The 458-nt window shown below is 36.7% G+C and carries 1 protein-coding gene; it reads right to left on the bottom strand.

Annotated features, from left to right (window positions below):
- On the bottom strand, positions 1-301 hold a 301-nt coding region (locus tag V7659_RS31915), incomplete at its 3' end, for a PTS sugar transporter subunit IIB (protein ID WP_335543971.1).
- Between the last annotated feature and the right edge of the window lie 157 nt (positions 302-458).

Below are 458 nucleotides of genomic sequence, written 5' to 3'. Positions count from 1 at the left end.
CGTTCACTAACTGTTCAGCAGATTTTAAAACCTCAGCACCATTACATACGCCATAATGCACGGTATTAATTACGTCTACTGGAATTCCTTTGTCTTCTCCGAGTTTTTTCATTTGCGGTAATAAATAACGAACTTGAGGTCCTAATAAAAGCACATCGGCTTGATCAATATGATTTTTTGCAGCATCTCCAGATACTGCCCAAATACGATAGTCTTTTCCTTGTTCTTGTGCACTTTTCTCCATTTTTGTGACAAGTAAGCTTGTTGACATACCTGCTGCACAAACTAATAAAATGTTCATTGTAAACGCCCCCTTTTTGAAGTATGAAGCTTTTCTTTACACATTCATCATATTATGAAACCGCTTTCATAAACACCCATACTTTTTCCTTTAGGAAGCGGAAAAAGTTAATATCACACCATTAGTTCTTGTACGAAGGCGCTTTTTTATCCATGAC

This window comes from Neobacillus drentensis, from assembly GCF_036966985.1.
GTDB lineage: Bacteria > Bacillota > Bacilli > Bacillales > Cytobacillaceae > Neobacillus > Neobacillus drentensis_E.
This window is presented reverse-complemented; position numbering and strand designations above follow the sequence as displayed.